The 24,974-nt window shown below is 52.5% G+C and carries 22 protein-coding genes; 11 read left to right on the forward strand and 11 right to left on the reverse strand.

Annotated features, from left to right (window positions below):
• Window positions 1-214: 214 nt before the first annotated feature.
• Entirely contained in the window at window positions 215-2,803 is a 2,589-nt protein-coding gene (locus ACMAZB_RS12495; protein WP_435217620.1) for an efflux RND transporter permease subunit, read from the reverse strand.
• Window positions 2,804-2,814: 11 nt separating this feature from the next.
• Window positions 2,815-4,194, reverse strand: coding sequence for a UDP-N-acetylmuramate:L-alanyl-gamma-D-glutamyl-meso-diaminopimelate ligase (gene mpl, locus ACMAZB_RS12500; protein WP_435217622.1), 1,380 nt, complete (start codon window positions 4,192-4,194; stop codon window positions 2,815-2,817).
• Window positions 4,195-4,292: 98 nt separating this feature from the next.
• Here mpl and ACMAZB_RS12505 point away from each other — a divergent pair, with 98 nt between their 5' ends.
• Together ACMAZB_RS12505 and ACMAZB_RS12510 are read left to right on the forward strand one after the other, a co-directional pair.
• The gene (locus tag ACMAZB_RS12505) at window positions 4,293-5,561 is read left to right on the forward strand and encodes a 6-phosphofructokinase (RefSeq protein ID WP_435217624.1); all 1,269 of its coding nucleotides are present in this window, start codon (window positions 4,293-4,295) and stop codon (window positions 5,559-5,561) included.
• A gap of 143 nt (window positions 5,562-5,704) precedes the next feature.
• Window positions 5,705-6,340, forward strand: coding sequence for an inorganic pyrophosphatase (locus ACMAZB_RS12510; RefSeq protein WP_435217626.1), 636 nt, complete (start codon window positions 5,705-5,707; stop codon window positions 6,338-6,340).
• 57 nt (window positions 6,341-6,397) lie between these two features.
• On the opposite strand, the gene ACMAZB_RS12515 is transcribed toward ACMAZB_RS12510, so the two are convergent.
• The gene (locus tag ACMAZB_RS12515) at window positions 6,398-7,138 is read right to left on the reverse strand and encodes a M15 family metallopeptidase (RefSeq protein ID WP_435217628.1); all 741 of its coding nucleotides are present in this window, start codon (window positions 7,136-7,138) and stop codon (window positions 6,398-6,400) included.
• A complete protein-coding gene (sfsA, locus tag ACMAZB_RS12520; RefSeq protein ID WP_435217630.1) occupies window positions 7,125-7,850 on the reverse strand; it encodes a DNA/RNA nuclease SfsA in 726 nt (241 codons plus the stop codon). The genes ACMAZB_RS12515 and sfsA overlap by 14 nt, the downstream gene beginning before the upstream one ends.
• A gap of 862 nt (window positions 7,851-8,712) precedes the next feature.
• Between sfsA and dksA the strand changes: the two genes are divergently transcribed.
• The 8 genes from dksA (at window position 8,713) to panC (ending at window position 16,051) form a co-directional block, all read left to right on the forward strand.
• A complete protein-coding gene (gene dksA / locus ACMAZB_RS12525; RefSeq protein WP_435220087.1) occupies window positions 8,713-9,138 on the forward strand; it encodes an RNA polymerase-binding protein DksA in 426 nt (141 codons plus the stop codon).
• Between the two features lie 103 nt (window positions 9,139-9,241).
• A complete protein-coding gene (gluQRS, locus tag ACMAZB_RS12530; protein ID WP_435217632.1) occupies window positions 9,242-10,048 on the forward strand; it encodes a tRNA glutamyl-Q(34) synthetase GluQRS in 807 nt (268 codons plus the stop codon).
• A gap of 90 nt (window positions 10,049-10,138) precedes the next feature.
• Window positions 10,139-11,533: a sigma-54-dependent transcriptional regulator gene (locus tag ACMAZB_RS12535; RefSeq protein ID WP_435217634.1), complete on the forward strand. Its 1,395-nt coding sequence runs from the start codon at window positions 10,139-10,141 to the stop codon at window positions 11,531-11,533.
• 319 nt (window positions 11,534-11,852) lie between these two features.
• Window positions 11,853-13,127, forward strand: a complete 1,275-nt coding sequence (gene pcnB, locus ACMAZB_RS12540; RefSeq protein ID WP_435217636.1) for a polynucleotide adenylyltransferase PcnB — start codon at window positions 11,853-11,855, stop codon at window positions 13,125-13,127.
• The gene (folK, locus tag ACMAZB_RS12545; RefSeq protein ID WP_435217638.1) at window positions 13,124-13,645 is read left to right on the forward strand and encodes a 2-amino-4-hydroxy-6-hydroxymethyldihydropteridine diphosphokinase; all 522 of its coding nucleotides are present in this window, start codon (window positions 13,124-13,126) and stop codon (window positions 13,643-13,645) included. Before pcnB ends, folK begins: the two co-directional genes overlap by 4 nt.
• A complete protein-coding gene (locus ACMAZB_RS12550) occupies window positions 13,642-14,337 on the forward strand; it encodes a deoxynucleoside kinase (RefSeq protein ID WP_435217640.1) in 696 nt (231 codons plus the stop codon). Before folK ends, ACMAZB_RS12550 begins: the two co-directional genes overlap by 4 nt.
• A 53-nt stretch (window positions 14,338-14,390) precedes the next feature.
• Window positions 14,391-15,185, forward strand: coding sequence for a 3-methyl-2-oxobutanoate hydroxymethyltransferase (panB, locus tag ACMAZB_RS12555; RefSeq protein WP_435212326.1), 795 nt, complete (start codon window positions 14,391-14,393; stop codon window positions 15,183-15,185).
• 17 nt (window positions 15,186-15,202) lie between these two features.
• Window positions 15,203-16,051: a pantoate--beta-alanine ligase gene (gene panC, locus ACMAZB_RS12560; protein ID WP_435217642.1), complete on the forward strand. Its 849-nt coding sequence runs from the start codon at window positions 15,203-15,205 to the stop codon at window positions 16,049-16,051.
• Here panC and ACMAZB_RS12565 read toward each other — a convergent pair.
• From ACMAZB_RS12565 to ACMAZB_RS12575, 3 genes are read right to left on the reverse strand one after another with little or no spacing between them, the layout of a single operon-like run.
• The gene (locus ACMAZB_RS12565; RefSeq protein WP_435217644.1) at window positions 16,045-16,515 is read right to left on the reverse strand and encodes a hypothetical protein; all 471 of its coding nucleotides are present in this window, start codon (window positions 16,513-16,515) and stop codon (window positions 16,045-16,047) included. The two genes, panC and ACMAZB_RS12565, sit on opposite strands and share 7 nt — an antisense overlap.
• A 30-nt stretch (window positions 16,516-16,545) precedes the next feature.
• Window positions 16,546-18,285, reverse strand: coding sequence for a sodium:solute symporter family protein (locus ACMAZB_RS12570; protein ID WP_435217646.1), 1,740 nt, complete (start codon window positions 18,283-18,285; stop codon window positions 16,546-16,548).
• Window positions 18,285-18,551: a DUF4212 domain-containing protein gene (locus tag ACMAZB_RS12575; protein WP_435212333.1), complete on the reverse strand. Its 267-nt coding sequence runs from the start codon at window positions 18,549-18,551 to the stop codon at window positions 18,285-18,287. Before ACMAZB_RS12575 ends, ACMAZB_RS12570 begins: the two co-directional genes overlap by 1 nt.
• 531 nt (window positions 18,552-19,082) lie before the next feature.
• Here ACMAZB_RS12575 and acs point away from each other — a divergent pair.
• Window positions 19,083-21,020, forward strand: coding sequence for an acetate--CoA ligase (gene acs, locus ACMAZB_RS12580; RefSeq protein WP_435217648.1), 1,938 nt, complete (start codon window positions 19,083-19,085; stop codon window positions 21,018-21,020).
• An 88-nt stretch (window positions 21,021-21,108) separates the two neighbouring features.
• On the opposite strand, the gene pnp is transcribed toward acs, so the two are convergent.
• The 4 genes from pnp to rbfA all read right to left on the reverse strand — a co-directional run bounded on the left by pnp (window position 21,109) and on the right by rbfA (window position 24,964).
• Window positions 21,109-23,253: a polyribonucleotide nucleotidyltransferase gene (gene pnp, locus ACMAZB_RS12585; protein ID WP_435212336.1), complete on the reverse strand. Its 2,145-nt coding sequence runs from the start codon at window positions 23,251-23,253 to the stop codon at window positions 21,109-21,111.
• Between the two features lie 54 nt (window positions 23,254-23,307).
• Window positions 23,308-23,577: a 30S ribosomal protein S15 gene (gene rpsO, locus ACMAZB_RS12590; RefSeq protein WP_007234967.1), complete on the reverse strand. Its 270-nt coding sequence runs from the start codon at window positions 23,575-23,577 to the stop codon at window positions 23,308-23,310.
• A 104-nt stretch (window positions 23,578-23,681) separates the two neighbouring features.
• Window positions 23,682-24,605, reverse strand: a complete 924-nt coding sequence (gene truB / locus ACMAZB_RS12595; protein WP_435217650.1) for a tRNA pseudouridine(55) synthase TruB — start codon at window positions 24,603-24,605, stop codon at window positions 23,682-23,684.
• Between the two features lie 2 nt (window positions 24,606-24,607).
• Entirely contained in the window at window positions 24,608-24,964 is a 357-nt protein-coding gene (gene rbfA, locus ACMAZB_RS12600) for a 30S ribosome-binding factor RbfA (RefSeq protein WP_435217652.1), read from the reverse strand.
• Window positions 24,965-24,974: the final 10 nt, after the last annotated feature.

The raw sequence follows: 24,974 nt of genomic DNA on the forward strand, positions 1-24,974 counted from the left end.
TTGCTCGGCACTGTCACCACAGACATCCGCATGAGGTTTGAAGTCACCGCACACCGCCGGCCTCCTGGCGTCTTTGAAAAGGGCACAGCCCCGCTGCGCATCAAGGTGAACACAAGGCGTCCCTGGGGGTTTGCCCTGTGGCATACCAAAGAATGGGCGTGCTATACCGGGTGCTATACAGCAAGCACCACAACCGGCACGACACGCAAAAGTTTCATCGGCCACCTTCAGGTCCAAGTGGCCGAAACACCAATATGAGCTTGGGCAATAACAGTAGCGCTCCCGCGACCGCCGCGATCATCGCAAGATCGGTCAACAACCCAAAATACAAGCTAGGGGTAAAATTTGAGAGTGTCAGTAAAGAAAATCCCACCATCACAGTAAGCGTTGTGTAATACATCGCCCTACCAATACTGCCGTGACTGCGGTGCATGGCTGCATGATAGCTTTGGTCGACCGCAAATTCGCTGCGAAAGCGATGAATATAGTGAATACAATCGTCCACCCCAATACCCACCACGATGGCTGCAATTGTAATAGTCATGATATCGAGGGGAATCCCCAAAAGCCCCATCACCCCCAACACCAGACCCGCGGCCAAAACATTCGGAGCCAAGGCTAATAACGCCAACGGTAGAGAGCGAAATAGCACCCAAAACATCAACCCTATCACTAAAAATACAACGCCCAAGGTGAGAATCTGAGACTTAAAAAGGCTCTGCAATACGTTGTTGTATAGCACCAGCAAGGACGTAAACTGAACGCGCTCTGGTTCGATGTTAAGCGTTTCTACCAACTCAAGGCGCAGCTCCCTAAGAAATTGATCCCGCTTCAGATCCTTGCTGGTTTCCTTTGCTCTAACCGAGATCCGAGCCTCATCGGTGTCGGGATAAAAATAAGGCCTTACCAATGTAGCGGCGACATCTTCCGGCATACTGTTTTGCACGAGGGCCAGCTCAATAGCCCCCAAGGGCGCTCCGTACAAACCGTCCATCACCTCAAACGCAGTCGATAAAGAGAGCACCTTGCCCGTTTCCGTGCGAGCCTCAACTAACCGGTGAGCCTGATCCAGAAGATCGCGCCCCTGAGGTGAAAACCAATAGGAAGGCGCAACACTACCCGCCTCAGCAAAAAAGTCACCACCACCAAAGCCGTCATCGCCAAAGTCATCATCACCAAAGGGATCGTCTGCAAAAGTATCTGCTAGGCCACCGATATCCGTGGCTGCGCCATCGTCAAGCTGCTGCAGCTCCGCCGTATCAACACTCTCGACAGCAGCAGTGTCCGCCGACTCCTCGAGTGGCGGATAGAGCACGATATCTAGCGGAATCGTGCCCCCTAGTCGTGCGTCCAGTAATTCCATGCCTTGATAGATCTCAGTGCTCTCTTTGAAATAATCAATAAATCGGTTTTCTACCTTTAACCGAGAGATACCAACAGCGACAAGCAGAACTAAAACACCTGAAAATACCAGCACCGCCGGGCCATATCGTTCAACCCAGCCGGCAAATCGAACTGTCATTCCGCTGTCAAGGGAGGAGGGAATAACCCTTTTTGGCGCGGGCAGTAAAGTAATCAGTGCCGGCACCAACATAAAAGTAGTGACAAACGCGAGAACAATACCCACGGTCATCATGAGACCGAAATCAATCACCGGCTGAATGCCCGCAACCATCAAAGACGCGAAAGCAACGATAGTCGTCAACGCCGTGTAACCACAGGGTATTAGCATCAGTTGCGCGGCACTCGCAGCGCGTCGTCGACGATTTTCATCTGGACTTACCTGCTCCAACTCTCGGTAACGGACTACGACGTGCACCGACAAAGACAGGGTAATTATCAAAAGGACAGCGACAAAATTTGACGAAATCACGCTCATTCGCCAGTCCAAAAACCCTAGCAAACCCAACATGATTGTCGCAGTCATCGAACAATTAAGGATGGGAATAACAACCCAGCGCCAGTCACGAAAAATGATACCCAGCACCAGCGTCATAATGCCGATAATCGCAATGCCAAAAACAACCAAATCAGCGCGAATGAAATCAATCATATCGGCGGCGATCATGGGCACACCACCCACAAAAATCTCAGCGTGACTTTTAAACTGCTCAGCAACAGCTCGCACCTCCGCTACCAGCTCACTGCGCCGTTCGCCTTCAACCGCTAAAAAAGCGTCATAGAGCGCTTCAACCTCCTGCAGACGCGACGTCGCTATGGGATCTAATTGCTCTACCAGCGCTCGACCACGCAGAGCTTCACGTTCATCTAGGAGCAGTGGGCCACTCGGATCAGTCGCCAAACTGACCTGAATAGCGCTGACATCCCCCGCAGCGCCCACTAATAGATCCCGATAAACCGGACTGGTCGTAAACTCTTCAAAAGCAAGGCCGGTATCCACTGCGGGGTCGCGGAGGGTAGGCAGTTGCTCTGCCTCGGATAGATCCGTGAGGCTCAAAGGCGGGCTTTCCAACAAAGGAACGTCCAGTATGCTGGTTACCGATGAGACTCCGGGAATTTCTCGCAAGGCCGTTACCATAGCCGCAAGAGGTTCTAGGGAGCTGGCTGCCAATAAATCTCCCGCAGGTCGCCACGTGAGAATAAGAAACTCGCTTGACGCGTAGTGGCGACTCGTCTCCCGAAAAAAAGCCAGGTCAGGGTCTCCCTGTAACAGCAAAGAGTCCGAAGATGCGTCCAACCGAATTTTCCCCAGCTGACCACCCGCGAGGGTCACCAGCAAACCGAAGAAAAGGAGGACTAACCACGCTCTGCTGGTAATCTGACGAAAGTAAGACTCAATCATAGTAAAAAAGGTCAGCCTGTTGCCGCAGTTGCGCCCAAGCGCTGCAGCAGTTTTTCATGAATTCCACCAAAACCCCCATTGCTCATTACGACCAAAACATCCCCAGATTGTGCGGTCCCCGTAATGGCATCAATTAATCCATCAAGTTGCTGCCACACCGACTGCTCTGCTCTATCAGCGACGAGGTCTTTAAGAGACCACGACAAACCTGGAGGTTCGTACCAAAATACCGCATCAGCTTCAGCGGTGGCAGCAGCTAGTGCAGCTTGATGGTGGCCATCTCTCATGGTCGCAGATCGTGGCTCAACGACGGCAATCAAGCGACCTGACTTCTTATCCAGACGCTGACGCATTGCCTGCAGAGTCAGCGCAATAGCTGTTGGATGATGGGCAAAATCGTCATAAACCGCTATTCCCGCTGGTGTCCCTCGAAGCTCAAGTCGTCGTTTTACACCGGTAAAACCCTCTAATGCGCGAGCAGCAATGTCTAAAGGCACACCTGCATGATGTGCTGCGGCGATCGCAGCGCATGCATTCAAAAGGTTGTGCGCTCCAATAAGGGACCAGTTAATGACCTCTACGGCGCCCGCAGGAGAGGACACTTCAAACTGCTCCCCCGCCGCCGATAACGCCCGCACACGCCATGAGTTGCTTGCTTGGTTACCAAAACTTTGGCGCGGCGTCCAAACACCCTTTGAGAACACCCGCTCAATCGCCGGCACGTCTCCGTGAATGATAAGCCCTTGACTGGGCACACAGCGGATGAGGTGATGAAACTGGGTTTCGATTGCGGCCAAATCAGGAAAGATATCGGCATGATCGTACTCAAGGTTTGCCATCACTAAGGTGCGTGGCTTGTAGTGCACAAACTTTGATCGTTTATCAAAAAACGCTGTGTCGTACTCGTCAGCCTCCACAACAAAAAAATCTGACTGTCCGAGACGCGCAGACTGTCCAAAGTTCCCGGGGACGCCACCAACGAGAAAACCGGGCTCCATCCCTGCACATTCTAAAATCCAAGCCAGCATGCTGGTGGTGGTGGTCTTTCCGTGGGTACCCGATACTGCGATCACCCAGCGCCCTGCGAGCACATTTTCACCTAACCATTGCGGCCCAGAGACGTAGGGCAAACCCAAGTCCAACACCGCCTCGACTTCTGGATTTCCTCTGGAGAGCGCATTGCCCATGACCACCAAATCAGGCCTCGGCTGGAGATTTTCTGCAGAGAACCCCTCAGCGAGCACGATTCCCGCGTCGGCCAACTGTAGACTCATTGGCGGGTACACATTGGCGTCTGAACCCGACACTTGATAGCCCAGCTGTCGAGCCAGCAGGGCCACACCACCCATGAACGTGCCACAGATACCGACAATGTGAATGTGTTGTGCCACAGCAAACTCCGTTAATAAATATAGCTTAGCACGGGGATTGCACTAAGCCGCCCAGCACACTACTTTAAGCAACCTGATTCCTGACCCAAGACATCTCTATGCCCAAAGCCAATGCATTTTATGCACAATCTGGTGGCGTTACACCGGTTATCAACGCTTCCGCTTGCGGAGTGCTAGAAGCTGCTGCAAAAAGGAAAGATGCTATCGGCAAAGTCTACGCAGGCCGCAATGGCATTGTGGGGGCGCTACGCGAGGATCTCATCGATACGAGCAAGGAAACGAAAGCCGCCATTCGGGGTTTGTTGACAACTCCCGCTGGCGCCTTTGGGTCTTGCCGATACAAACTGCGAAGCCTCGAAGATAGCCGAGCAGAATATGAGCGCCTGATCGCTGTCTTTCAGGCCCACAACATCCGGTATTTTTTTTACAACGGTGGCGGCGATTCAGCAGATACCTGCCTCAAAGTGTCCCAACTCTCTCAAAAGCTGGGCTACGACCTGCAGGCTATTCATATTCCAAAGACCATCGACAATGATCTTCCCTGTACTGACAATTCACCGGGCTTTGGTTCAGTTGCAAAATATGTCGCCATATCTACTCGAGAGGCGGCCTTAGACGTGGCTTCTATGTGCGAAACATCAACAAAGGTTTTTATCCTCGAAGTGATGGGTCGCCACGCAGGATGGATTGCCGGGGCTTCTTGCTTAGCAGAGACCGAAGCGAGCGAAGCGCCCCACGTCATCCTATTTCCCGAAATCGCGTTTGATGAGAAAAAATTTCTCGCCAAAGTTCAGAAGACTGTAGATCGCTGCGGCTACTGCGTGATCGTCGCTTCTGAGGGTGCACAGACCGCTGACGGCCGATTTCTTAGTGATAGTGGTGTACGTGACGCTTTTGGTCATGCGCAGCTGGGAGGTTTGGCACCCACCTTGGCCAATCTGATAAAAAGCCGCTTGGGCTATAAATACCATTGGGCCGTCTCTGACTATCTGCAACGGGCTGCACGTCATATCGCCAGCCAAACAGATGTCGACCAAGCCTACGCCGTAGGAGAAGCAGCGGTCGAAATGGCCTTGGCAGGAAAAAACGCTGTAATGCCAACCATCATCCGAGACCCTAGCAAAAGCTATCGCTGGAGGATTGGAGAAGCCTCCCTTAAACAGGTTGCCAACCGAGAGAAGAAATTGCCTCGAAAGTTCATAAGCCGCGATGGCTTTGGCGTCAGCCCCTTGGGGCACGCTTATTTTGAACCTCTCGTTCAAGGTGAAGCGTACCCTCAATACAAAGGGGGGATGCCAATTTATACGACGCTCAAAAACCTACCTGTCACAAAACGGCTCGCCCAAGGGTTCGAACTCCAGCTATAATCCGCGGCGTCAAAATTTAAAACTGCCGTCCCCCATGAGACCTCTAGCTTAACTGCGCCTTGCAGTTATGCTCGGACGTGTGTTCAAGGCGCGGTGGATATTACCAATACCCTTTGTTAAACCCGGGCAGGAGGCCCCGACAGATGTATACCGACGAACCTTTCTCAGCATATAGACGCCACCCTTGGCATGGACTTGAACCCATACCTGAAGGCGTTGAACCCGGCATTGTGCGGGCTTATATCGAGATGCTACCCAGCGATACTGTCAAGTACGAACTCGACAAGAGCACCGGATTCTTGGTGGTCGATCGCCCTCAGCGGACAACAGCAACACCCCCAGCGCTCTATGGCTTTATTCCTCGAACTTACTGTGCCGAGGAGGTAGCGGCCCGTTGTGCCCATGCCGACGTTGCAGATGGTGACCCCTTAGATATCTGTATTTTTTCAGAACGTCTAATAACCCGCGCCGATATCCTCCTCAATGCGAGGGTTGTTGGGGGAATTCAAATGATTGATGAGGGCGAGGCTGACGACAAAATTATTGCGGTGCTTGAAGGTGATAACATTTGGGGGGAAGTCAACGATATAAAGGACCTTCCGCCCATTAAGACCGAACGGCTTCAGCACTACTTTTCGACCTATAAAATGATCCCCGGTAAAAACGTTGAGATACGAGTTGACGGGGTTTACGGTCGTGAAGAGGCGCTCAAGGTGATTGCCGCCTCGCAGCAGGATTATCAAAACCACTACGGGCACTTACTGCAAACAAGCGAATAAGCCCACTTTTAGGGATTGGCAGCAGCCTCGGCCATAGGTAAAACCTCAAGCCTTAGGCTAGACCCAATAACTTCGAACGTATCGCGCCATTATGGCTTCAAATTGAAGCTCCACCTCTTCGAGGCCTGAAAGGGCCTCGAAATCCCCCGGCTGACACAAACTATTAGCTTGTCCTGACCACAACTCAATCAGTGGCGCATTGTCCACGAGAGATTGAAAACCTCGGGCACTGGGGCGGTGGCTCAAATGCCAAGGCTCAGGGGCAACGCCACCGGCCTCCCCGGTGTAAGGCCGATAAAATCCCTCAGCATCATCCTTGCTAATTAATGATGTCAGCCAGTCAGACAGCGGTGCGAAAGGTCCTTCGTCATTATATTCACTGGCGTGTAGCTGAAGTGCATATCCTGCAGGCACCGCAGAGGGGTCCCAAATATCGAAATCTGTCCCCCAGTGATGTCTGGACGTACCGGGCAAAGCTGAGTAGCGGAGGATGGCGTGAAGCCACTCATCACTTGTGCGTGATTGCTTAGATATTAACGCTCCCGTATCGCCGTAGACCGGGCGTTCGCCGCGCATTTTGGCATTGAAAATGGCCAATTGCCGCCCATAATCCCGATATCCTGATGCAACCGACAGATTTAAGCCTGAGTTTTTGGCTCTTTTCATCAGTCGCTTCAATGCTGATGCTGCCGAGTTGCTGGCCAGCCCTACTCCCGGTAAATTTTCTAGGCCTTCACAGCTTAGGCCCACAGCACAGAGTGCAGAGGGCCAAGCAGCGTTAGTGTCATCTGTTACCAAGATCACATTCCTCTATAGCGATGGGTCGCGTTGCGCGCAGACCCTGCGGCGAGATTTCCAAACCCAGCCCGTAAACCTCTACACCTGCTTTAACAGCACAGGCCAGGGCCTCTGCATACGCCGGATCGACCTCCGCGGCTGGCGCAATTCGCTGGATTCCTGAATGAAAAGCGCAAAATATTAAAGCCGCGCGGCAATCGGCACTAACAAGGTTAGCCAGCTCTTGCACATGCTTACGCGCCCTTACACTCACCGCATCAGGAAACTGCCCTAACCCGCCGCTGACGCACCAAGACACCGCCTTAACCTCTACCCATATTGGGCCAGCTTCAGCTTCGAGCTTAAAATCTAGCCGGGTCTTGGCCCCTAACTTCACCTCACGCTGCAGCCTATCAAAACCTGACAGTTGGGGAAAAACACCCTCTTTTAATGCGGCCTCTGCCACGGAATTTGCCAAAGCCGAGTGCACACATACCAAACTGGCATTGTCTTCAACCAGCTCAAGAGTCCATGGCAACTTGCGCTTGGGGTTATCACTGCGTGATAGCCATACTGTAGAGCCTGGCTGCTGACACCCACGCATTGCGCCCGTATTAGGGCAATGCGCTACGACAATCTCGCCACTTGTTAACTGCACATCGGCGAGGAAGCGCTTGTACCGCCGCTGCAACGTACCCTGTTGCAATTGATCAAAAGCCCAATGCCACGCCATATCTTCAGCTCATCCTTACCGATTTTCTAATTGTGCCACGAGCAGTGATGGTAAATTCAGTGGCATGAACGTCACTAATCTGGTAGCTTCCCGACCCCGTTGTAGGAGCGTGCTGTAGAAGCCTCCCACACGCAGTCCTTTTTGCGGTGTGTAGACTGCCTCTATAAACAACTCGGTAATCAGGTAACTTGCTATGGCCACCAAAAAATCCAAAGCCAAGACTAAAGTAGCAGCGAAAAAATCTGCTACAAAAACTGCGGCTCCCAAGAAGCCCTCGAGCAAGAGCAAGTCAAAGAGCCCCGTCGCCAAGAAGGCTCCGGCGAAAAAAGTCGCCGCAAAAAAGCCTGCCGCAAAAGCTGCCGCCAAAAAAGTAGCCGCGAAAGCACCGGCTAAAAAGGCTGCCGCCAAAAAAGCACCGGCTAAGAAGGCCGCTGTGAAGGCTGCCGTTAAAAAAGCTCCAACTAAGAAGGCCGCTGTGAAAGCCGCCGTTAAAAAAGCTCCAACTAAGAAGGCCGCTGTGAAAGCCGCCGTTAAAAAAGCTCCAACTAAGAAGGCCGCTGTGAAGCCAACCGCTAAGAAAACCGCCACCAAGAAAACCGCCACCAAGAAGGTGACCAGCAAAGCACCGGAAAAAGCAGTTGCCACCAAAAAAACTGCGGCTCAAGCTCCGGCTAAAAAAGCTGCTGACAAAAAGGTCGCCGCCGCAAAGCCGGCAGCCGGCAAAGCTGCTGCCAAAAAAGCACCTGCGAAACCTACCAAGGCAAAGGTGACCAAAGCCCCAAAGGCCACCGCAGACCAAAAGGTCGCCAAGAAGAAGCCCGCCAAAAAAACTGCTAGTGGGGGTAAAAAAGTAGCTCGGGCAGTGGGCAACGTGCAAAATTTTGATGACTTTAAGCCCTACAAGCCATCTCGTGGTGAGTCCTACATGAACGAGGAGCAGCTTGAGCACTTCCGAGGCCTGTTGCTTCACTGGCGCACAGAGTTGGTTGACGAAGTCACGCGCACTGTCTCGCACATGAAGGATGAAGCCTCGAACTTTCCTGACCCCGCTGACAGGGCCACTCAGGAAGAAGAGTTTAGTCTCGAACTCAGGACACGGGACAGGGAGCGCAAATTGATTAAAAAAATCGATGGCACCTTGGAGCGCATCACAATTGACGATTACGGCTATTGCGATGCCTGCGGCATCGAGATCGGCGTTAAACGACTTGAAGCTCGCCCTACAGCCACGCTATGCATTGACTGCAAAACCCTTTCAGAAATAAAAGAGCGCCAAGAGCTGGGGTAACCCCAACCGCCTTGGGCGCCATTAGGGCATCACGATTAAACCATCAAATGCGGGTAGCCAGCGCGCCATTGTGGGGCGCTTTGCACCGTCTCCTACGGGCCCCATGCACGCAGGCTCTCTGTTAGCCGCGGTAGGCAGTTTCCTTCACGCACGCGCCCAGAATGGGCATTGGCACCTCAGAATTGATGATATTGACCCTCCCAGAGCGGTCCCTGAATCGGTAGCTGCCATTCAAAAAAGCCTTGAGTGCCACGGCTTACCGTTTGATGGTGACGTTCAGTATCAAAGTCATCACACCGTCCGTTATGAGCACGCTCTGAATCGCCTGAACGAGCGGGGTGACCTGTTCTATTGCGTCTGCACTCGAGCAATGCTCGGTCCCACTGGTAGCTGTCAAAACGCCTGCGCCGATAAAAATCAGACCAATGCCGCTTCCGCTAGCCTTCGGGTGAAGGTACCCCCCGACACGTTTATTACATTAGATGACGATTTTTTAGGCAGCCAAAGCTGGCACCTCGGTCAGCAACTCAGCGATTTCGTCGTTCGACGCCGGGATGGCTTGTACGCTTATCAGCTTGCTGCCGCAGTAGATGATGCCGCCCCTTTGGCCACACAAGTGACGCGCGGAAGTGATCTGCTTGACTCCACTCCGCGGCAGGTCTTTTTACAACGCAGGCTGGGCCTCTCATCCCCTCAATATGGGCACTTGCCAATCATCAAGGATCAAAACGGCTTTAAGCTCAGCAAGCAACAGGGCGCAACAGCCGTTGACGATGATCACCCCGCTAACAACCTCCGGGGCGCAGTGCGAGCTTTAGGTCAGCCTAGTCCGCCCTCTAATCTAAAGGATCCTGCGTCTTTGCTCGCATGGAGCCTAGCTCAATGGGACCCGTCCCGGGTACCTAGGTAACAAATAATCCCATTTTGTTACTGGGTTACTTAAAGTAATGTTGCCTAGGTAGAAGGCGCTTTGCCTTCTTCCGCAACGGATTCTGATGATATGCCATTGATATTGCTAGTTGACGATGAGCCCTCGCAACGACAGGCCCTACGCCGCGTACTTGAAACGCGGGACTATAAAGTTGCGGAAGCGTCCGGAGTTCAAGAAGCTGAAACTCAATACAACCTCGCTGAGTTTGACTTGATTGTCACCGAACTTAAGCTCGCGGGGGCCAGTGGCGCTGAACTTATCCGGTCAGCAAGCCCCGTCCCCGTCATTGTCATGACCAACTACGCCAGCCTGCGCTCAGCGGTTGATTCCATGAAAGCCGGTGCTGTCGATTATTTGGCGAAGCCTTGCTCTGACGATGATTTGCTCAACGTTGTAGCGGCAGCGCTCCCCCGGCAGGGCCGTGCCGACGGCACAAGCAAACAATATCACCAACCCACACGCCAATTTTTTCAGGGTCAATGCCCGACCTTAAGAAAGCTTGACGAGCAGATACAAAAGGTGGCGCGCACTGACTCAACGGTGCTGATACAAGGTGAAACTGGAACAGGCAAAGAATTAACCGCCAGGCGTGTGCACACATTAAGCCGACGAAATGGCCGCCCTCTCGTTTCTCTTAACTGTGCAGCCATTCCAGAGTCACTCATCGAGTCGGAGCTTTTTGGCTACGAAAAAGGCGCATTCACAGGCGCGACCAGTAATCGCATGGGACTCATCGAAGCCGCGAATGGAGGCACACTCTTTCTCGACGAAATTGGAGAGTTGCCACAATCAGCACAAGCCAGATTATTACGCTTCATCCAAGAAGGTGAGATCCGACAAATCGGTGCCGTCAGTAGTAAAACGGTGGACGTACGACTTATCTGCGCAACCCACAGAGATTTATCGGCCCTCGCAAGCCGAAACGAGTTTCGAAAAGATCTTTTTTATCGAATCAACGTGTTAGGCCTAACAATTCCGCCATTGAGACAGCGATCGGTAGATATTGCCTCTATGGCGCAGTGGTTTGCTGCGACTGTGGCGGAAAAACTTGGCATACAGCCGCGTGCTTTGAGCGAAAACGCTATTAATGTGGTGGCGCAGCACCCCTGGCCGGGGAATGTAAGAGAACTCGAGCATGCCGTAGAACGCGGCTTGGTCATGGCCGAGGGAGAGTTTGTAGAAGCTTTCGATATGGGCCTGACGTCAATCGCGGCAAACAATCACGATGCATCGCTCTCAATCGTAGCAGGTGCAACCACAGAAATTGATACCGGGGATCCGTTGGCAACCGACGAAGAGCTCTCTCTCGAGGATTACTTTATGCGCTTTGTTCTCGAGCATCAGGACTCAATGAGTGAAACTCAGCTTGCACAAAAATTAGGGGTGAGTCGGAAGTGTCTTTGGGAGCGACGCCAACGTTTTGGCTTACCCCGAAGTCAGCCCAGTAAGCGCGGTCAGCGTTAAGTGAGGGCGTCGACATCGACCATCAGTAACACTCACAGGGTATAAAAGTAACACTTTTGGGGTATCAGCCCGGCTGCAACCAAGACAAAAATTACTAAGCCCTTGTTATTAATGTGGTTTTATCTCTTGGCACGTTGCCTGCAGATTATTTGGTAGAGCCCAAATAATAATAAGCGGCCCAAAAGCAATAATAAAGCAAGAACGGACCTGGGTGGGGAAGAGTACTTCCCCATGTTTCTTTTTGTCCGTCGGAAACACAATCTCCCCCTGAGCGTCTCTGGATAGTACACTACGGCTCAAAGCGCCCAGAGGACATTCTGTGTCTCTAATCCCCAAGGCTAAGAACAAGGTTAATCGCGAATACGTGAGCCCCGCCGCCATCCGTGTGGTGGAGAGGCTCCGTGCTGCAGATTACGAAGGCTATATCGTTGGTGGCGCGGTTAGAGACCTTATTCTTGGAAACAAACCAAAAGATTTTGACGTTGCAACCAATGCCACACCCGAAGAGGTAAAGGGTCTTTTTCGCAGTGCAAGAATTATTGGCCGACGCTTTCAGATCGTACACGTAAGAGACGGCCGCGAGATCATTGAAGTCACAACCTATCGAGGGCCTCACCTGAGCGAGGACTCCATCAAAAGTGCCAGCAAACAGTCAGACAAAGGCCTACTGCTGCGTGACAACGTCTATGGCACTTTGGCGGAAGATGCTGCTCGACGTGATCTCACCATTAACGCTATGTATTACAACCCGATCGACGGGTCCGTGCTGGACCAAATGGATGGGCAAAAGGACATTAATGCCCGCCTTGTTCGTGTTTTGGGCGATCCTCAAACGCGCTATCGCGAAGACCCAGTGCGGATGCTTAGAGTCGTTCGGTTTGCCGCAAAATTGCAGTTCGATATCGAGTCAGAAACCGAGGCGGCCATCGGCGTATGCGGCCCGCTACTGGCAGAAATTCCACCTGCGCGGCTTTTTGATGAATTTTTAAAGCTATTTATGGCCGGCCACGGCCGCCCCACGCTGTTACTGCTTCTGCGGTATCAGCTTCTGGACAGCTTGTGTCCGGACGCAGCCTTCCTTATCGAAAAAGAGCCACGCTTCAAGACGCTAGTGACGCAAGCCATGGGCAATACTGACCAAAGAGTCAAAGATGGGCGCCATGTAACACCTGCTTTTCTACTCGCTGCGCTGCTTTGGCCTGTCGTGCAAACACGCGCTGACAACTTGGTTAGGGCTGGGGAGGCGGCTACACAGGCTATTCACAGTGCAGGACAACAGGTGATTGCTGAAACTTGCCAAAAAATGGCGATTCCAAAGCGGTTTTCTTTCCCCGTAAGAGAGATTTGGGAGCTGCAAACCCGCCTTGAAAGACGACAACCTAAACGCGTCAAAGACCTCCTTGCAGATCGTAGATTCCGCGCTGCTTACGACTTACTTTTATTGCGCGAAGAATCTTCAGAAGCACTGGACAGTGCCGGAAAATTTTGGGAGCAACAACAGTTGGAGTACCCAGACCTGGTAGGCACCGCACCACCACGCACAGAGGATAAACCGCCTCGTCGTCGCAGACCGAGAAGGAAAAGAGAGGGTTGACCGAGGCATTCGTGGGGCTGGGATCAAACATTGGAGAACCTGCCACGCAACTTCGCCGGGCCTGTAACGCCTTGACCGCGTTACCCGACACCCGCCTTGTTGCCGTCTCATCATTTTACGAGTCTCAGCCTATGGGCCCCAGCGATCAACCGCCTTTCCTTAATGCTTGTGCCCATATTGAAACAACCATTGACCCCAACGAGCTACTGACGGCCCTCCTCGCAATAGAGACCACAATGGGTAGGGTCCGCAAAAGACATTGGGGAGAGCGCTGCATCGACCTCGACCTGCTGTTCTGCGGTGACACCTCAGTAGAGAGCGAGCGGCTGACCCTTCCTCATCCTGGCCTGTATCAAAGAGATTTTGTTCTCAAGCCCCTCGCCGAGCTTCTAGGCAATGAATATCTAATGCCCAACGGTTTGGATATTGGTACATTACTCGCGGGCTGCTCCACACACGACCTGAAGCTGAGCTCTGATCAACTTTGCAACGGCGAGATACCTGGAAATCCACTTTGAACGCCAATTCTCAACACAGTTTTGATCCTGCAAATTTAGATTTACGGGGTCGCACTCCACCCGGATACATCGCGGTCGAGGGTCCTATTGGCGTGGGCAAAACAACACTTGCGCGACGTCTAGCGGAGGCTTTCAACTATCAGGTATTACTAGAGGACGCTCATGAAAACCCCTTCTTGGAGCGTTTTTACCAAAATCGTAAAGAAGCTGCGTTGGCGACACAGCTCTTTTTCCTTTTTCAGCGCAGCCAAAAAATTGCCGATCTTCGACAAACCGACATATTTGAGCCTGTCAGGGTGTCTGACTTCCTAATAGACAAGGACCCTTTGTTTGCTAGGATCAATTTAGACCCCGATGAGTACGCTCTCTACGAAAAGGTGTTTCAACAGCTCACAATAGATGCGCCCCTACCCGACTTGGTCATCTACCTGCAGGCCTCTCCTGACCGCCTCCTTGACCGCATATTGACGCGAGGCGTAGCCAGCGAGCGCAGAATCGATCGCGAGTACCTTGAGCAAATCAACGAGGTCTACAGCGAGTTTTTTCTTTATTATGACGCCGCTCCGTTACTGATCGTTAATGCTAACGAGATCGATTTGTCGCAGGGACACGAAGATTTTTCTCAACTGGTCGATTACCTACTCGATATTCGTAGTGGCCGGCACTATTTCAATCCCACCTTCTTCGGTTAACCTTGCACCCACAGGAAACCCAACGATGACACAAAGGCAATCGGATAGCGCAGATGAGTGACAAGATAACCATCGGTACGCTGAATAAAATGAAATCGGACGGCGAGAAGTTCGTCATGATGACCGCCTATGACGCCACTTTTTCGCGGCTAATCAGTGATGCAGGCGCTGAAACAATTCTTGTTGGCGACTCACTAGGCATGGTGTTGCAAGGGCACGACACAACGATACCCGTCACCATCAGCGACATGGCCTATCACACAAGCTGCGTTTGTCGCGGGGCACCACGCTCCCTCGTTGTCGCAGATATGCCATTTATGAGCTATGACACAACCGACAAGGCTTTGGCGTCAGGCATGATGCTGATGCAAGCAGGAGCTCAGATGGTCAAACTCGAAGGGGGCGTATGGCTGAGTGACACCATCCATCAACTGGTAGAGCGCGGTATCCCAGTGTGTGCCCACTTAGGGCTGACGCCACAATCCGTGAACGTATTTGGGGGTTACAAAGTACAGGGAAGGACCCCAAAAGAAGCCAAGTCGATTTTAGCCGATGCCGTTGAAATTCAGGATGCTGGGGCTAGTTTACTCGTACTTGAGTGCATTCCTGCACACCTTGCGGCAGACATTAGCTCAAAACTTGATATTCCGGTGATAGGCATTGGCGCAGGCCCAGGTACTGACGCCCAAGTGCTAGTGTTACACGACATGTTGGGGCTGAGCGAACACCCTCCGAAGTTTGTAGAGAACTTCATGACCGGTTCAGCATCCGTACAGGTCGCTTTGCGCGCCTTCGTAGAAGCCGTAAAAAGTGGGGTATACCCCAAAGAACAGCACACCTACTCCTAGCCGAGGTACAGAGGTCAATGGAGATAGCCAAAGACTCCGACGAGCTGCGTCAACGCCTTAAGTCGGTACGTGGAGACGGCACGGTTGCCTTTGTGCCAACAATGGGCAATTTGCACGAGGGGCACCTAAGCCTAGTTCGGCAAGGCTTGACCATGGCTGAGCATGTCGTTGTTTCGATCTTCGTGAATCCACTGCAGTTCAGCCCCACCGAAGACCTTGACGCCTATCCTAGAACGCTGGAGCAAGACCTTGAACTCTTGACCGCGGAGGGGGTTGCCCTCGTATTTACGCCTGGCGTAGAAGATCTATATCCCGCGGGTTTAGAAGCCCACACCAAGGTCACCGTTCCAGGCCTTACCGATGTTTTGTGTGGCAGTAAGCGTGTCGGCCACTTTGACGGTGTGACCACAGTCGTTTGTAAACTGTTAAACCTAGTTGCCGCTGATATCGCCTTGTTTGGAGAGAAGGACCTACAGCAGCTGCTAGTGATTAGAAAAATGGTGGCTGACCTGAGAATTCCCGTTCGGATCGAAAGTGTTCCAACCCAGCGAAATGCCGACGGGCTGGCTCTCAGCTCTCGAAACAACTATCTGACCTCAGAAGCGCTGGGCCTAGCTCCAGCCTTATATCGCAACCTCATCGCTGCTAGCGATGCGATTCAGGGGGGGGCCAGAGACTATGAAGGGCTTTGCAGCGGTGTCATCCAGCGCCTCAACACACTTGGCTTTGTCAGCGAATATTGTGAGGCTAGACGGTGCTCGGATTTACTGCCCGCCCAGGAGGACGATACAAATATTGCTATTTTCTGTGCGGCCTCGCTAGAGGGAACGCGCCTCATCGATAATATCGTCATAGAGCATTACTGATCGCTGGGTTCAGTAAAAGTGAGCGCGACGTCACCAAATAGAGAAGCTCCACTGACACCGGCTACTACTCTGAGTCGATCTTCACTCGACGGCATTACAATAAAGTTATGAACCCACCTATCCTGTTCAGCCGACACAGGTAAGGCCTTCACGGGGCCCTGATCACCCTCAGACTCCAGTCCAACCAGCACAAAATCTAATGGCACTGCAGACGTCATGCGCAATTGCCCCGTTGGCAGAACCACAATTGCCAACTTAAAGCCCTCATTAGACAGCCCACATTTACCACCCGGATAGCGACAGCCCGGACGTTCAACTAAAGGATAGGAGGCCCCCCCCTGTGCTGGGGCGGCCTGCTGCTCTACATCATCGGTGAGTTGCCCGGCACCATACCAGGTGAGCACTGCGAGAATAGGCGCCACTAGCAGCGCGGCGAGTACATGCTTATTGGTCAACATCGACATACAAATCATCCAAATAAAACGGGTGGGGGCTTAGTGGTGAAGCGGCACAGTTACAGAGCCAGAGGGTATACGTATTTCTTGCACGAGTTTACGAACGCGCTCAGGCGGCTCACCCGTGAGACGGCTCACTCCTAGGGCAACCATAAAATTGACCGCGGCACCGACACAACCAATGGCATTTGGCTCTATACCAAAAAACCAATTTTTGCCGAGGCTGGGTAAAAATCGCCAGTCAGCGACAAACATAATCCCCTTGTGCTGGAAAACGTAAAACAAGGTGACCCCCAACCCAAGCACCATACCAGTGATGGCACCCTCCCGAGTGACTCGACTGGAAAAGATGCCCATCATTAACGCCGGGAAAATAGACGCCGCCGCAAGCCCAAAGGCTAGTGCCACAGTGCCAGCAGCAAACCCCGGGGGATTCAAACCCAAGTAGCCTGCCCCGAATACAGCGACCGCCATCGCACCCCGGGAGGCATTGAGCTCCATCTGCTCAGAAATTGACGGATAGAAAGTGCTCTTCAGCAAGTCATGGGAAATTGCCGAGGAGATGGCCAGCAGCAGCCCTGCCGCGGTTGAAAGCGCTGCCGCGAGACCACCGGCGGCCACCAGCGCGATGATCCAATTGGGCAATTGAGCGATTTCTGGATTGGCCAGCACCAGTATGTCGTTGTCGAGCTTAACCAGCTCGTTACGCTGTGAGTCGGCCACATACTGCAACCTGCCATCACCGTTTTTGTCCTGTATTGCCAGCAACCCCGTTTGCTCCCAGTTTTTAAACCATTGGGGACGCTCTTCGATTAATAGGTGCTGCCCGGGGCTAGGTTCAATCGTTTGCATAATATTTAGTCGCGCCATTGCTGCAACCGCGGGCGCCGTCGTGTAGAGAATCGCGATAAAAACCAGGGCATAACCCGCTGATTTACGCGCATCACGAACTTTAGGCACTGTAAAAAAGCGAATGATCACGTGGGGTAAGCCGGCTGTGCCGATCATTAGCGAGGCTGTATAAGCAAACATATTGAGCGTGCTCAACCGTACCGAGGTCGTGTACTCCTTGAAACCCGTTTCCAGTAATACCCTGTCGAGCTTATCGAGCAAGAACGTGTCACTACCAACCAAGGTGCTGCCCAAGCCCAGCTGAGGAATGGGGTTTCCGGTCAACTGAAAGCTAATGAAAATGGCCGGAATCGTGTAAGCCAGAATGAGCACGACATATTGCGCAATCTGGGTGTAAGTAATGCCCTTCATACCGCCCAGCACCGCGTAGAAAAAGACAATGACCATTCCCGTGTACAGCCCGGTCTCATAATCTGTCTCCAAAAACCGGGAGAATGCCACACCAATGCCCTTCATTTGCCCAATGACATAGGTCACAGAACACAAAATCAGACAAATAACGGCAACAACCCGGGCCGTGTCCGAGTAATACCGATCTCCGATAAATTCGGGTACCGTAAACTTTCCGTATTTGCGGAGGTAAGGCGCCAACAGCATGGCAAGAATCACGTACCCGCCGGTCCAACCCATGAGAAAGACCGAACCTCCGTACCCGTTGTAGGAAATGCCAATCAAACCCGCCATAGAGATAAAAGATGCTGCTGACATCCAATCTGCCGCTGTTGCCATACCATTAGCAATCGGGTGTATACCCCCGCCCGCGACATAAAATTCTTGAGTCGAGCCTGCCCGTGCTGCGATGGCGATTGCGATGTAGACCGTAAAGGTCAGACCCACAACGATGTAGGTAATGGTGGCCAGATCCATTAGTCTTCCTCCACCCCAAACTCACGATCCAAACGGGCCATAGCCACCACGTAATAAAAAATCAAACCGATAAACACAAAAATAGAGCCCTGCTGTGCAAACCAAAAACCCAACTTATAGCCGCCCACTTGAATAAGATTGAGGGTGTCGACCCACAAAATCCCACAGCCAAAACTGACCACAAACCATATGATCATCAGGCGAATCATCAAACTGCGATTGCGCTTCCAATACTCTTTAGCCTGCGCTTCCGACAACTGGCTCATAGTTCGCATCCTTTAACGTCTTGTTGCTGAGACCACGTCTTATAACAGACAGAAAACCTGCCGCGGTCAAGACTACCTGAATCTCTATTCTCAAGCCGCTTAACGGCGCAAATAGACTCCTAGCCCATGAACAATAATACCCTCGAGCCATACAAAAAGTAGAGTGCCTCTGGGTGCAACTTACCTGTGATGGGGTCGCACGGATCTAACGGCTACACCTTTTACGTGACCAGCTACGTGCCTAAGCCCTGCTTCCACTCACTCTCATGTAACCAGTGTGACTTGTGATAAGCGTGTAACGAAAACTATTTTTGAAGGGTTTTAAGCTCACCGTTGAGCTGTTACTTGCTGCTATTAACCCATTTCCTTTCGTTCCACTGCAGGGTCAGCGCCGCAGCAATATCCTGCCATGGTGATAGCCTGCAACCACTCTATCAATTTAAAGATAACCTCGGTCAGCTTCAGCATTGAACCCAATAATAGTAAGCTGGGGGTGTAATTTATGGTTGTCTACCACAAGAGCGATCCAGTATGTCTGAGCACCCCCTGTACCCAGTACCTGCGAGTTTTTCCAAGGCGCACATCAGCCCCGAAACCTACGAGCAGTGGTACCGAGAATCCCTAGATGATCCCTCTACATTTTGGGCGGCCCGCGCTCAAGAATTCCTCGACTGGGAAGCACCCTGGACTCAGGTTGTAGACGCAGACATAAGCACAGGAGAAGCCCATTGGTTCGTCGGTGGCAAACTCAATGTCTCGGTCAATTGCATCGACAGACACCTCCCAGAGCGCGCTGAGCAGACAGCCTTTATATGGGAGGGCGATGACCCCAATAACAGCAGGCGTATCAGCTATGAGGAGCTGAAGAACGCTGTTTGCCGGCTGGCTAACGTTCTTAAGTCACAAGGCATTGGGCGGGGCGATCGGGTCTGTATTTACATGCCCATGATACCCGAAGCGACCTTTGCCATGCTGGCTTGTGCCCGTATTGGCGCAATCCACTCAGTGGTATTTGGTGGCTTCTCACCTGAGGCGCTCCAAAATCGAATTAACGATGCCGACTGCGCCATGGTGATCACTGCCGACGAGGGCATTCGTGGCGGACGAAAAATTCCACTCAAGGCCAACGTTGATACCGCATTGGAGAGCTGCAGCTGTGTAAGGTCCGTCATTGTGGTGGCCCATACGGGTGGAGAGATCGATTGGCATGACGGGCGTGATGTGAACTATGCCTCGGCTTGCGAGGCAGCCGAGACAGAATGTGCTCCCGAGGCAATGGATGCAGAGGACCCACTCTTTATTTTGTACACCTCAGGCTCCACCGGAAAGCCCAAAGGTGTACTCCACACGACGGGTGGTTACCTACTTCAGGCAGCAATGACCTTCCGCTATGTATTTGACTATCAAGCTAACGATATTTGGTGGTGTACCGCCGACGTAGGTTGGGTGACAGGCCACACCTATATCGTTTATGGACCCCTCGCCAATGGGGCAACATCGGTTATTTTTGAGGGCATTCCCACCTATCCCGACGCAGGCCGTTTCTGGCAGGTCGTTGATAAACATTCGGTGACTTTGTTTTTCACGGCCCCTACCGCAATTCGCGCACTGATGGGAATGGGTGATGAGTGGGTCACTCGCCACTCTAGAACAACACTGCGGGTTCTTGGCTCAGTCGGTGAACCCATTAACCCCGAAGCCTGGGAGTGGTATCACAAGATTGTGGGTGACGGGCGCTGTCCAATCGTCGACACGTGGTGGCAAACTGAAACCGGGGGCATCATGATCACGCCGCTGCCAGGAGCTCACGCCCTCAAGCCGGGCTACGCCGGCTTCCCATTTTTTGGCGTTGAACCTGTGCTGCTCGATGAAAATGGCCAAGTGCTTGAGGGCGAGGCTGCCGGTTATCTCGCCATAAAACGATCATGGCCAGGACAAATACGCTCGGTGTACAACGATCATCAGCGCATGCTCGATACTTATTTTAGTACCTATGACGGGTATTATTTCACCGGCGATGGCGCACTGAGAGACGCAGAGGGCTATTACCGGATCACGGGGCGAGTTGACGACGTCCTCAATGTATCGGGGCACCGCATGGGTACAGCCGAGGTGGAAGCAGCACTCGGAGAACACCCAGACATAGCAGAATCTGCTGTCGTAGGATTTCCCCACGACATTAAGGGACAAGGAATTTATGCCTATGTCACCCCAAAAGCGGGCATTACAGCCAACGATGATTTAAAGGCGGAGCTCATCCAACTTTGCGTCAAAGAAATAGGGCCCATTGCCAAGCCTGACATTATTCAATGGGCCCCCGGGCTGCCAAAAACCCGTTCAGGAAAAATTATGCGACGGATTCTCAGAAAAATCGCAGAGTGCGATTTTGATAACCTCGGCGATATCTCAACACTAGCTGACCCTTCCGTGGTTCAGGACCTGGTGGCTCGCAGAAACGACGACACTTAGCCATCTCAGTAGTCTTTTTACTGCTTCATTGAAGGTAGACATAAAAAAACCGCGACGTGTCGCGGTTTTTTTATCGGTGCTCAGTGACCTATTCCTCGGAAAGGTCCTCAGGCTCGGCTTCCCCAGCAGGCTCTGCAGCATCGGTCGCTTCATCAGCAGCAACCTCTTTAATCGAGAGCTTAATACGGCCACGCTGGTCCACGTCGAGTACTTTAACCCGGACCGTCTCACCTTCTTTCAGGTAGTCTGTGACATTCTCAACACGCTCTTCAGCGATCTGCGAAATGTGCACCAAACCGTCTTTGCCCGGCAAGATGGTAACGAACGCACCGAAATCGACAATGCGCGCAATCGTACCTTCGTAGATTGCACCCACTTCGGCTTCAGCGGTAATCGCCATGATCGCGTTAACAGCGTGATCACGAGATTCTTTAGTGACACCAAAGACCTTCACTGTGCCGTCGTCTTCGATATCAACGGTCGCACCAGATTCTTCAGTAATTGAACGTATTGTGGCTCCACCCTTACCGATAATGTCGCGTATTTTGTCTGAATCAATTTTCAGCTGCACCATGCTGGGCGCATTCTCTGACACGATTTCACGGGGTGCTGCCAAGACTGAGTTCATCTGTCCCAAGATATGCAGGCGAGCTTGCATGGCCTGCTCGAGGGCTATCTCCATAATTTGCTCATTGATACCTTCGATCTTGATATCCATTTGGAGCGCAGTGATACCACCTGAAGTACCCGCCACTTTGAAGTCCATATCACCAAGATGATCTTCATCCCCTAGGATATCAGTGAGTACCGCAAACTGATTGCCTTCCTTCACAAGACCCATCGCAATACCTGCTACCGGAGCCTTAACGGGCACGCCCGCAGCCATCATGGCCAAGGAGCCCACACAGACAGAGGCCATGGAGCTAGAGCCGTTTGATTCAGTAATCTCAGATACCACGCGAACCGTGTAGGGAAACTCTTCTTCGGTAGGCAGTGTCGCGGCAAGACCGCGTCGAGCCAAACGACCGTGACCAATCTCACGTCGACTGGTGAAACCAATACGACCCGCCTCGCCCACCGAGTAGGGAGGGAAGTTGTAGTGGAGCATAAAAGGATCCCGTCGCTCGCCTTCGAGGGCGTCGATGATCTGTGCATCGCGACTAGAGCCTAACGTCACCGCACCAATGGCCTGCGTTTCACCACGAGTAAACAAAGCTGAGCCGTGTGCCTTGTCGAGAACGTCGACCTCACACACGATAGGCCTAACTGTGCGGCCGTCACGACCATCAATGCGCGGCTCACCGCTGATGATGCGCTGCCGAACAATGTTCTTTTCGAGAGCCTTGAATTGGTCCTTGATGTCGTCTTTAGAGGGACCACCTTCTACCGCTAGTGCGGCCATCGTGGCATCTCGCACTTCACCAACACGCTCGTAGCGCGCCGCTTTTTCAGTAATGCGGTATGCCTCACCCAAGCCAGCCTTGGCCTCAGCTTCGACAGCAGCTTTTAACGCCTCGTCTACCGGCGCCGCAGACCAGTCCCAGCGTGGCTTGCCCGCCTCTTCAACCAGTTCATTAATCGCTTTGATCACTGTTTGCATTTCTTGATGGGCAAACAATACCGCGCCCAACATCTGATCTTCGGTTAACTCCTGAGCCTCAGACTCAACCATCAACACAGCTTCAGAAGTGCCGGCAACCACCATATCGAGCTGACTACTCTTGAGAGCACTGTAGCTTGGGTTTAACAAATAACCCTTCGCCTCAGTAAAGCCAACTCGGGCACCGCCAATAGGTCCGTTGAATGGACAGCCCGAAATAGCTAATGCTGCCGATGTACCAATCATTGCAGGAATATCAGGGTCAGTTTCGTTGTCAGCTGACATAACGGTACAAACCACCTGCACTTCATTCATGAACCCGTTAGGGAACAGCGGACGAACAGGGCGGTCAATCAACCGTGACGTCAGCGTTTCCTTTTCGCTGGGCCGCGCTTCTCGCTTGAAAAAGCCTCCCGGAATTTTTCCAACTGCATACCTTTTTTCGATGTAATGAACCGACAGCGGGAAGAAATCTTGTCCCGCACGCATTTCCCGCGCCGCGACCACCGTGCATAAAACACTGGTATTTCCCATGGTAACCATAACGGCACCGCTCGCCTGTCGAGCAATACGACCTGTCTCCAGGGTGATCTCATGGTCACCGTACTGGAATGTTTTTTTGACTACATTCACTAACTTTCTCCAACAAATAAAAAGGCCGGCGTTGGCCGGCCAAGAAAATGGTCTTTACCGACGCAGACCGAGACGCTTAATTAAATTTGCGTAGCGCGCTGTGTCTTTGCTTTTCAAGTAATCCAGCAGTTTACGTCGCTGGTTGACCATACGAATAAGGCCACGCCGAGAATGGTGATCCTGTGCGTGCTCCTTGAAGTGGGATTGCAACTGTTCAATGTTTGCTGTGAGCAGTGCTACTTGCACTTCTGGGGAACCCGTATCGCCTTCTGACTGCTTGTAGTCGGTGACAATTTGGGCCTTTGTGGCTGCATCTAAAGCCATAGTTCTCTTCTCCAACCTGCTTGTATGATCGGGCTCTGTCCGTGCAGGCTTACAGACAGGTCCGTTATGAAATCCGTTCTTGCGTAGATACTCTTACGAGAAACTTAGGAGTCGTTCACAAGTCTTTTGGGTGCGACACGCCCGTCATCGAGTACTTCACCGATGCCAATAAAGCGTTTGTCTGCCGCATAAAGCCTGAGTGTACCATTTTTAGGGGCATTTGGCACCAGCACCGGCTGGCCTCTTTGTAGGTAAAAAGTAGAGGACTCAACTAAGCTTACTGAGGGCAAATTAGACAGCGGCCCATCCATTGGGCGCAGACAGTCGTCCAAGCCCTCCACTCCGTTTACCGCGAGCTCCTCTAGGCCTGCTAGAGGAATAGCCTCGTGCAAAGCGTAAGGGCCCGCCATTGTGCGACGCAGAGCGCTAACGTGGGCCGGGAGCCCCACTTTTTCACCCAACGATTCCGCCAGGCTACGAATGTAAGTTCCTTTGGAACAGCGGATCGCCACATCAACCTCAGCGGCCACCCCGGGGCGAAACGCCAAGCATTCAAACTCATGAATACTCACAGGCCGCGAGGCACGCTCCACCTCTACACCCTTTCTAGCCAATTTATACAGCGGCTGCCCATTGCGCTTTATTGCAGAGTACATGGGCGGCACCTGCTCGATGTCACCGGTCAGGCCTGATACAGCCCGCTTCACAGCACTGACATCGATAAACGAAGCGTCTTCCTGAGCGATGATGTCGCCCTCGACATCCAAGGTATCGGTACCAACGCCAAGCACAAAGGTGCTGGTATAAGCCTTATCGGCATCGAGTACAAACTGTGAAAACTTCGTGGCCTCACCAAAGCACAGGGGCAGCACACCAGTGGCTAATGGATCCAAACTGCCGGTGTGGCCGGCTTTAGCAGCATCGTATAGGCGTTTACATCTTTGCAGAGCGGCGTTAGAGGTGAGGCCCAAGGGCTTATCGAGAATTAAAATACCGTTGACGGCACGACCCCGCCGACGCCGCCCCACCGTTATTGTTCCTCGGTGCTATCTGAGTCGGCTCCTAGCTCGATATCTGCAGCGCGCACATCGCGAATGAGGGCCTCCATATCACGACCACGCCCCACACTTTCATCAAAGCAAAAGCGCAGCTTGGGTACCGTACGCAACGTTGCAGTCCTCGCAATCTCAGATCTTAGAAAACCACTGGCACGATCTAAAGTGGACGTTGTCACCGCGGCTGCTTCAGCGTCATCGACCCCCATTTGGGTAAAAAACACTTTGGCATGAGAAAGGTCACGACTGACATCAACGCCAGTCACGCTCACCATTTTCAATCGCGGATCGCTGAGAGTAAATTGCAGCAGTCGAGCAAGCTCCTGCTGCAAAGAATCCCCA

The organism is Luminiphilus sp. nBUS_07 (genome assembly GCF_051201685.1).
Lineage (GTDB): Bacteria > Pseudomonadota > Gammaproteobacteria > Pseudomonadales > Halieaceae > Luminiphilus.

Bases quoted from the DNA above. Each gene is read 5' to 3' on its own strand.
- ACMAZB_RS12510 (WP_435217626.1), top strand. From the start codon at position 5,705: ATGTATACCGACGAACCTTTCTCAGCATATAGACGCCACCCTTGGCAT.
- ACMAZB_RS12570 (WP_435217646.1), bottom strand. From the start codon at position 18,285: ATGGATCTGGCCACCATTACCTACATCGTTGTGGGTCTGACCTTTACG.
- sfsA (WP_435217630.1), bottom strand. From the start codon at position 7,850: ATGGCGTGGCATTGGGCTTTTGATCAATTGCAACAGGGTACGTTGCAG.
- gluQRS (WP_435217632.1), top strand. From the start codon at position 9,242: ATGCACGCAGGCTCTCTGTTAGCCGCGGTAGGCAGTTTCCTTCACGCA.
- panC (WP_435217642.1), top strand. From the start codon at position 15,203: ATGGAGATAGCCAAAGACTCCGACGAGCTGCGTCAACGCCTTAAGTCG.
- acs (WP_435217648.1), top strand. From the start codon at position 19,083: ATGTCTGAGCACCCCCTGTACCCAGTACCTGCGAGTTTTTCCAAGGCG.
- rpsO (WP_007234967.1), bottom strand. From the start codon at position 23,577: ATGGCTTTAGATGCAGCCACAAAGGCCCAAATTGTCACCGACTACAAG.
- ACMAZB_RS12565 (WP_435217644.1), bottom strand. From the start codon at position 16,515: ATGTCGATGTTGACCAATAAGCATGTACTCGCCGCGCTGCTAGTGGCG.
- ACMAZB_RS12495 (WP_435217620.1), bottom strand. From the start codon at position 2,803: ATGATTGAGTCTTACTTTCGTCAGATTACCAGCAGAGCGTGGTTAGTC.
- ACMAZB_RS12535 (WP_435217634.1), top strand. From the start codon at position 10,139: ATGCCATTGATATTGCTAGTTGACGATGAGCCCTCGCAACGACAGGCC.
- ACMAZB_RS12505 (WP_435217624.1), top strand. From the start codon at position 4,293: ATGCCCAAAGCCAATGCATTTTATGCACAATCTGGTGGCGTTACACCG.
- panB (WP_435212326.1), top strand. From the start codon at position 14,391: ATGAGTGACAAGATAACCATCGGTACGCTGAATAAAATGAAATCGGAC.
- ACMAZB_RS12575 (WP_435212333.1), bottom strand. From the start codon at position 18,551: ATGAGCCAGTTGTCGGAAGCGCAGGCTAAAGAGTATTGGAAGCGCAAT.